This is a genomic window from Arenicella xantha (genome assembly GCF_003315245.1).
Taxonomy (GTDB): Bacteria; Pseudomonadota; Gammaproteobacteria; order Arenicellales; family Arenicellaceae; genus Arenicella; species Arenicella xantha.
On sequence record NZ_QNRT01000013.1, the window covers coordinates 1 to 6,603 of the forward strand.

A 6,603-nucleotide genomic window follows, 5' to 3' on the forward strand; every position below is an offset into this window, starting at 1 on the left:
GATGACTTGATGCACTTCCTTATTGCCTCCACAGAACAAAACCATTTATATCATTTACTAAGCCAGACTATCAGAATTCGTTTAGTGATAAAAATGCTGGTCGACCAAAACGATATAAATACTCAACTTACAACGATGAACCAGTTTTCTAGACTGCCTCACACCAGAAAGTTTGCACCAACGAAACACTTCTTATCAACGACTGGTTTAGCTAAATAGGCAGGACACACCTAACGCTAAGCCAAGGGGCGGCGCGTAGCAGCCGTCCCGCGGAGCCAACTTGTTGGCGGAGTGAACTTTGACGCCTTGTTATATTTCACTCAATAATGCATGTGTTATTTGAACATATCGGGTCAGGCCATACACGATAAGAGGGCTGGCATGCTCCACCGCCGCTTGCTAGATATATGCGCTCTCTTTGAGACCTATCCTCTTCAACGGCCAATTTAAGGTTAGAGATATTCTCACGACCAATTGTTGTTGAATAGAGTAGATAACCTGTCCACGCCCCGCAAGGGTTATAGCCTGTGTGAATTTTCCTACACTGAAAATTGAAAGAACACTTCTTCAACCCATCTAGATTGGCAACTTCTTCTAAATTTGAACTTTCAAGAACCTTCAATGATGGGTTTGAAACGCAACTAGTTAATAGTAAACATAGAATTGTGGTTCTAAACATAGTCATGCTATTAGTAGATATAACGCCAAGCAAAGGGGCGCGAATTTATGAGCGTCCCGCCGCAGGCGTACTTTTGCTTCTTGTTATGTTTCTTTAGCCACATGTCGTTATATCTTTAGGGAACTCAGTAAAATTTTTAAGGTTTTTCTCCACAACTTCGGCCGTGGCATCTCTAGAGTTCCAAGCTCTGTTTAGATGAGCATAAAGGTGACCAACTTGAACTTGGTATTCTTCTATTGAGATTTCGCCAGAACTATTCATTTCATCGATGAGCGTACTCAAGTGATCCTTAAGATCATCTAACTCATACATCAACCTAGCCCATTCAGTCGGATTTTGCTTTAAGTTAATCATGATCTATCTATTGGTAAACATAACGCTAAGCCAAGGGGCGGCGCGTAGCAGCCGTCCCGCGGAGCCAACTTGTTGGCGGAGTGAACTTTGACGCCTTGTTATATGCTTTTAGCATTTTGGTTCTTAATTGTAAAAATAGTGAGAAGACCAATTGCACCTATAAATAGACATGCAAAAAAAGCAACAGCTTCAAAATTTTGACCAAACAGCGGAATAATAGCTAAAGCAATTGCCCCAACCAATAACAGGCTAAGCAAACCGGCAAAAAAGTATGATATGTAAATAGCCGGCTTACCACCACGATGATTTAACGCTGCGGTCATACACAAGTAGCCCAAGCAAAATACTATTGCTACAGGAGACAGCTCCCCTATAAATATTTTCACCAAACCTATGCCAGCCATCATTGCAAACAACGCTGACAGTAAATATTTAGATAATTTCATGATCTCTCTTGATGCATATAACGCCCTTAAAACGGGCGCGCGTTTTTTGCGCGTCCGAATGAACGCAGTGAATGTGAGTTTTTAAGCTTGTTAAATGCCATTGGCAATCTGCTCCATGAAGCTCGCTTTTTCTATCTGCTCTGTAAGGAATTTGATTTCCTTTATCACGTTTTCATTTGTTTCATTCTCAGTTAAGACCGAATATGAAAAATTAGCCAAACGCGCGTTATTAGGTTCAATTACATTAGCAAGCGACCAATAGATAATAGTTATTTCTTGCCCTGATTCGCAAACATTATTCTTATACATTTTGTATGCGTTACCATTCTCCAAGAATTTAGTCGTTTCTGAAGGAGAAATACCGTCCAAGACTGCTCCCACGTCCTTTTTAGATATTTGAGAGGGAGACCTTAGCGTTAATAAGTTGATTCTAAATGTTCCTGATGTTGGTGAATCCTCGTAAAACGTGCCACCACCATCATCGCCATATTCTTCTTTCCAATCAATCGGCACACTGAACGTGACAACGCCACCATTGTACTTTATCTCTTTGGTCTTAGATAAATCGCTTGCCATCTAGCACGTGATCCAATTAGTAAGAATTGATATTACAATTATCGGACATGCTTTGTTCACGTACATTTAACGCCCTTAAAACGGGCGCGCGTTTTCTGCGCGTCCGAATGAACGAAGTGAATGTAAGTTTTTGAGCTTGTTATATGCCCTACAACTTGGGTTTGTATAGATTGACGTTACATTTAGTAACATTAAGTTCATTTAAACGTCTTCCCTTTCTTGATGTTTCTCTGACTTCTCTTTCCTTTCTATAGCCTCTAGTCTTTTAGCAATATCTTTCATCTTGCTCTCCCTACTTCGCTTTTCTTTCAGGTGCTGGTCAAGCACACCAACAACACCAATAAGAATAAACGTGATAATTATTAAATCCATTGTAAGTACTCTTTAATCTGCGTCATATAACGCCCACAAAACGGGCGCGCGTCTTCTGCGCGTCCGAACGAACGTAGTGAGTTGCAGTTTTTGTTCTTGTTAGTGCTTTTCACAACCATTTGGCAATTGATACTACGAACATACCTAATAGGCCTATAGCACTTAAACCAAAGGAAGCGCTACGTGCTAATTTAAGGTTAGCGTAATAAAATGACATATATAAAATTCGGCTAATTAAATATATTGAAGAAAAAACATTTAACCAATAAGGGCTGCATGAAGATAATATGCCAAACAATGCAAAGAGAATAAATATTGCAATGCTTTCGTTTAAATTAGAATGTGCCCTTGTAGCTCTAAATAGGAAATTTTCATGGTCTGGATTTATCGGATATCCAGGCGTATGTTTTTGTTTAATGGCAGTTAAATCAGCGACTAATAACTGAACTAAAGATAGAAAACCGACGATGCCAATAGTTAAAACTGTGATGTAGTACGTTTCAATTTGTATCATTGAGCTTATATCCTGATGTGAGTAATAATTTCATTTATAGATGTAGCACTAACGCTAAGCCAAGGGGCGGCGCGTAGCAGCCGTCCCGCGCAGCCAACTTGTTGGCGGAGTGAACTTTGACGCCTTGTTAGGTGGTGTGACTTTTTCGATGACTTGATGCACTTCCTTTTGCCTCCAGAGAACAAAACCAATTCTCTCGTTTATTAAGCCAGACTATCAGAATTCGTTTAGTGATAAAAATGCTGTTCGACCAAATCGATATAAATACTTTACTTACAACGATGAATCAATTTTCGAGACTGCCTCACTCGCGGAAATTGGCACCGACAAAAACCTTATTATCAACGACCGTTTTAGCTAAACAGACAGAACACACCTAACGCCCTTAAAACGGGCGCGCGTTTTTTGCGCGTCCGAGCACACGAAGTGTGCGATAGTTTTTGAGCTTGTTAGGGGTTTGTTCAAAATTTTTAATCATTTCACCAAGCCTTTGCTTATTATTGAAGTTGCTGAGCCTACTTTATTCGTTTTTGCACAGAAACCGTAAACTCCGGGACAGCTATAAGTTTGATCTTTGTTTTCGGTGCAATTGCTAGAACTATAAGCTCTGCTCGAAACTTCACACAATTTGGCATCACATTCAGAATTCACAAAGCATTTTTTTCCAGCATCTTTGGCGATTGCGACACAACCGCTTTCAATAATGTTAATACCATCCCAATGCCAGCCCATAACTTCACCCTTATGACATTTTGACGATAAGTCTTCCTTATGAGCACAACCGCTAAGCGTAAATACCAAAAGAACAAAGAATAAAAAACGTGATTTCAAAGATGCCCCTAACGCTAAGCCAAGGGGCGGCGCGGAGCAGCCGTCCCGCGGAGCCAACTTGTTGGCGGAGTGCACTTTGACGCCTTGTTAGGTGGTGTGACTTTTTCGATGACTTGATGCACTTCCTTTTGCCTCCAGAGAACAAAACCATTTCTTTCGTTTACTAAGCCAGACTATCAGAATTCGTTTAGTGATAAAAATGCTGTTCGACCAAAACGATATAAATACTTAACTTACAACGATGAATCAGTTTTTGCGGCTGCCCCACTCGGGGAAATTGGCACCGACAAAAAACTTATTATCAACGACCTTCATAGCTAAAGAGACAGGACACACCTAACGCTAAGCCAAGGGGCGGCGCGAAGCAGCCGTCCCGCGGAGCCAACTTGTTGGCGGAGTGAACTTTGACGCCTTGTTAGGTGGTGTAACTTTTTCGATGACTTGATGCACTTCCTTATTGCCTCCACAGAACAAAACCATTTATATCATTTACTAAGCCAGACTATCAGAATTCGTTTAGTGATAAAAATACTGGTCGACCAAAACGATATAAATACTTAACTTACAACGATGAACCAGTTTTCGAGACTGGTTTAGCTAAATAGACAGGACACACCTAACGCCGTGCCAAGGGGCGGCGCGTTGTATCGCCGTCCCGCGGAATGAGCGCAGCGAATGGAGCTTTACTTTGGCGCCTTGTTAAGTGTTCAAATTTCATGGTTCCCATTGACTATTTTTTTGCTCTAACGGGCCAAACAACGACCATAAAAATGTCACGCTAAATATAAACATGCCATAAAATAATAAGCTTAGTGATAATGAATAACTTAGCTTTATAAGATATAGCCCTAATATTAAAAGTATAAAGAATTCTAAACAAAAGAATATTGCAGCAAGTAACCAATGATGACCAATTTTTTCTTTACAGCTTCTGCAACGAACACGAGAGAACATTAACCTAAACACTGAAATTGATTGCTCTTTGCAACTAGGACAAGTTCGATTCATAGATACACTTAACGCCTCTCAAACGGGCGCGTTGAAAACGCGTCCGAGCCGAAGGCGGCAGTTTTGGGACTTGTTAGTTGTTTGACCATGTATAGCTATAAGAAGTTTTTGCACAAAGTTTATTATTGCCTTTTAGATGAGCGATATAAAAGGCTGATGAAACAAATGCTATTAAAGATACTAAGGCAATCCACTTCATGATGCGCCCAGTTACTGATAAGTTTTTTGAAGGTATGATCCCAGGCATATCCAGAACGATTGATTTAAATTTATTTTTCTCTAACTCTAAGCTTTCAAGATACTCAGGAGATATAAATCGTTTGATCGTAAAGAAAATCACGCTGTGTATAACGATGCCTATCCCAAAAGAAAATACAGCAATGGTTTGAATGAGTGGACAACTTTCCATATACAACTAACGCCAAGCCAAGGGGCGGCGCGTAGCAGCCGTCCCGCGGAGCCAACTTGTTGGCGGAGTGAACTTTGACGCCTTGTTAGGTGGTGTGACTTTTTCAATGACTTGATGCACTTCCTTTTGCCTCCAGAGAACAAAACCCATTGCTTTCGTTTACTCAACCAGACTATCAGAATTCGTTTAGTGATAAAAATGCTGTTCGACCAAAACGATATAAATACTTAACTTACAACGATGAACCAGTTTTCTAGACTGCCTCACTCATGGAAATTTGCACCAACAAAACACTTCTTATCAACGACTGGTTTAGCTAAATAGGCAGGACACACCTAACGCTAAGCCAAGGGGCGGCGCGAAGCAGCCGTCCCGCGGAGCCAGCTTGCTGGCGGAGTGAACTTTGACGCCTTGTTAGGTGGTGTGACTTTTTCGATGACTTGATGCACTTCCTTTTGCCTCCAGGGAACAAAACCAATTCTTTCGTTTATTAAGCCAGACTATCAGAATTCGTTTAGCGATAAAAATACTGTTCGTGCAAAACGACAAGAAAACATGACCTCCTTACAGCGATGAATCAGTTTTTCGGACTGCCTCACCTACGGAAACTTGCACCAACAAAAACCTTATTATCAACGACCGTTTTAGCTAAAGAGACAGAACACACCTAACGCCTTGCCAAGGGGCGCGTCGTAGACGCGTCCCGCGGAGCAGCTTGCTGCGGAGTGAACTTTGACAACTTGTTATGTACCTTTTGCATATAAGCTCTTTGGTGGTGAAAGAAGCATCTTTAGTCTTTTTCCACTTGCTTCAATACCATTCAATACTTGGTCAACGATAGACATGTCTATGACCACACCTTTTCCACTGATTTCAATAGGTTCCGAAGCGAGTGATGATTGTATGAGATCTGTAAGCCTTTCTTTTTCCTTGTCAAGTCTGTCAACTGGCAGACCTCTGGATTTAAGTGATTCGGCGCGTTTCATAAGATATTTATCGTAGCTAGGATCAAATATTATTTTTCGATCTTCCAAAGACTTTCTAATACTTAACCATTGAGCTTTTTGCCCTTCTAAATTTAAAGGAACAGTTGATAGCAGCTGTTGCGACCAACTTGTTCTTTCTTCAAACGAACAATTTTTTGTTGGTAACCAAAACCTATTGTGTAGATCATTTGAAAATTCAGAATCAACTCTCAGCATGTATATGAGGATTTCTTTCTGATCTCGACCTATGTTGACGTCACAGGCATAACTTTTAACCGGAATTACAAGAAGAAAAAGAAGTAGCTTATACATTAGCAAGACCTCTGGTGTACATAACGCCCAGCAAAGGGGCGCGCGTTTTTCGCGCGTCCCGCCGTAGGCGTACTTTTGGTTCTTGTTAGGCGCAAGTTAGATACCATGAGTTTGTC

9 protein-coding genes are annotated in these 6,603 nt (G+C 40.9%); 1 reads left to right on the top strand and 8 read right to left on the bottom strand.

Annotated features, from left to right (window positions below; translation table 11 throughout):
- Positions 1-219, top strand: a 219-nt coding sequence (locus DFR28_RS19875) for a hypothetical protein (RefSeq protein ID WP_211317066.1), incomplete at its 5' end; no start/stop codon positions are given.
- A gap of 553 nt (positions 220-772) precedes the next feature.
- Here DFR28_RS19875 and DFR28_RS19195 read toward each other — a convergent pair.
- The 8 genes from DFR28_RS19195 to DFR28_RS19225 all read right to left on the bottom strand — a co-directional run bounded on the left by DFR28_RS19195 (position 773) and on the right by DFR28_RS19225 (position 6,487).
- Entirely contained in the window at positions 773-1,033 is a 261-nt protein-coding gene (locus DFR28_RS19195) for a hypothetical protein (protein WP_113956025.1), read from the bottom strand.
- Positions 1,034-1,131: 98 nt separating this feature from the next.
- Positions 1,132-1,479, bottom strand: coding sequence for a hypothetical protein (locus DFR28_RS19200; protein WP_113956026.1), 348 nt, complete (start codon positions 1,477-1,479; stop codon positions 1,132-1,134).
- A 90-nt stretch (positions 1,480-1,569) separates the two neighbouring features.
- Positions 1,570-2,055, bottom strand: coding sequence for a hypothetical protein (locus DFR28_RS19205; protein WP_113956027.1), 486 nt, complete (start codon positions 2,053-2,055; stop codon positions 1,570-1,572).
- 201 nt (positions 2,056-2,256) lie between these two features.
- The gene (locus DFR28_RS19770; protein WP_170132188.1) at positions 2,257-2,427 is read right to left on the bottom strand and encodes a hypothetical protein; all 171 of its coding nucleotides are present in this window, start codon (positions 2,425-2,427) and stop codon (positions 2,257-2,259) included.
- A 109-nt stretch (positions 2,428-2,536) separates the two neighbouring features.
- The gene (locus tag DFR28_RS19210) at positions 2,537-2,941 is read right to left on the bottom strand and encodes an MAPEG family protein (protein WP_113956028.1); all 405 of its coding nucleotides are present in this window, start codon (positions 2,939-2,941) and stop codon (positions 2,537-2,539) included.
- A gap of 474 nt (positions 2,942-3,415) precedes the next feature.
- Positions 3,416-3,772, bottom strand: a complete 357-nt coding sequence (locus tag DFR28_RS19215; RefSeq protein ID WP_147251074.1) for a hypothetical protein — start codon at positions 3,770-3,772, stop codon at positions 3,416-3,418.
- A 1,081-nt stretch (positions 3,773-4,853) separates the two neighbouring features.
- Entirely contained in the window at positions 4,854-5,189 is a 336-nt protein-coding gene (locus DFR28_RS19220) for a hypothetical protein (protein ID WP_113956030.1), read from the bottom strand.
- A gap of 743 nt (positions 5,190-5,932) precedes the next feature.
- A complete protein-coding gene (locus DFR28_RS19225; RefSeq protein WP_113956031.1) occupies positions 5,933-6,487 on the bottom strand; it encodes a hypothetical protein in 555 nt (184 codons plus the stop codon).
- Positions 6,488-6,603 lie beyond the last annotated feature (116 nt).

Excerpts from the sequence above, each read along its gene's own strand:
- DFR28_RS19220 (WP_113956030.1), bottom strand. The coding sequence starts at position 5,189 with ATGGAAAGTTGTCCACTCATTCAAACCATTGCTGTATTTTCTTTTGGG.
- DFR28_RS19770 (WP_170132188.1), bottom strand. The coding sequence starts at position 2,427 with ATGGATTTAATAATTATCACGTTTATTCTTATTGGTGTTGTTGGTGTG.
- DFR28_RS19210 (WP_113956028.1), bottom strand. The coding sequence starts at position 2,941 with ATGATACAAATTGAAACGTACTACATCACAGTTTTAACTATTGGCATC.
- DFR28_RS19225 (WP_113956031.1), bottom strand. The coding sequence starts at position 6,487 with ATGTATAAGCTACTTCTTTTTCTTCTTGTAATTCCGGTTAAAAGTTAT.
- DFR28_RS19205 (WP_113956027.1), bottom strand. The coding sequence starts at position 2,055 with ATGGCAAGCGATTTATCTAAGACCAAAGAGATAAAGTACAATGGTGGC.
- DFR28_RS19195 (WP_113956025.1), bottom strand. The coding sequence starts at position 1,033 with ATGATTAACTTAAAGCAAAATCCGACTGAATGGGCTAGGTTGATGTAT.
- DFR28_RS19200 (WP_113956026.1), bottom strand. The coding sequence starts at position 1,479 with ATGAAATTATCTAAATATTTACTGTCAGCGTTGTTTGCAATGATGGCT.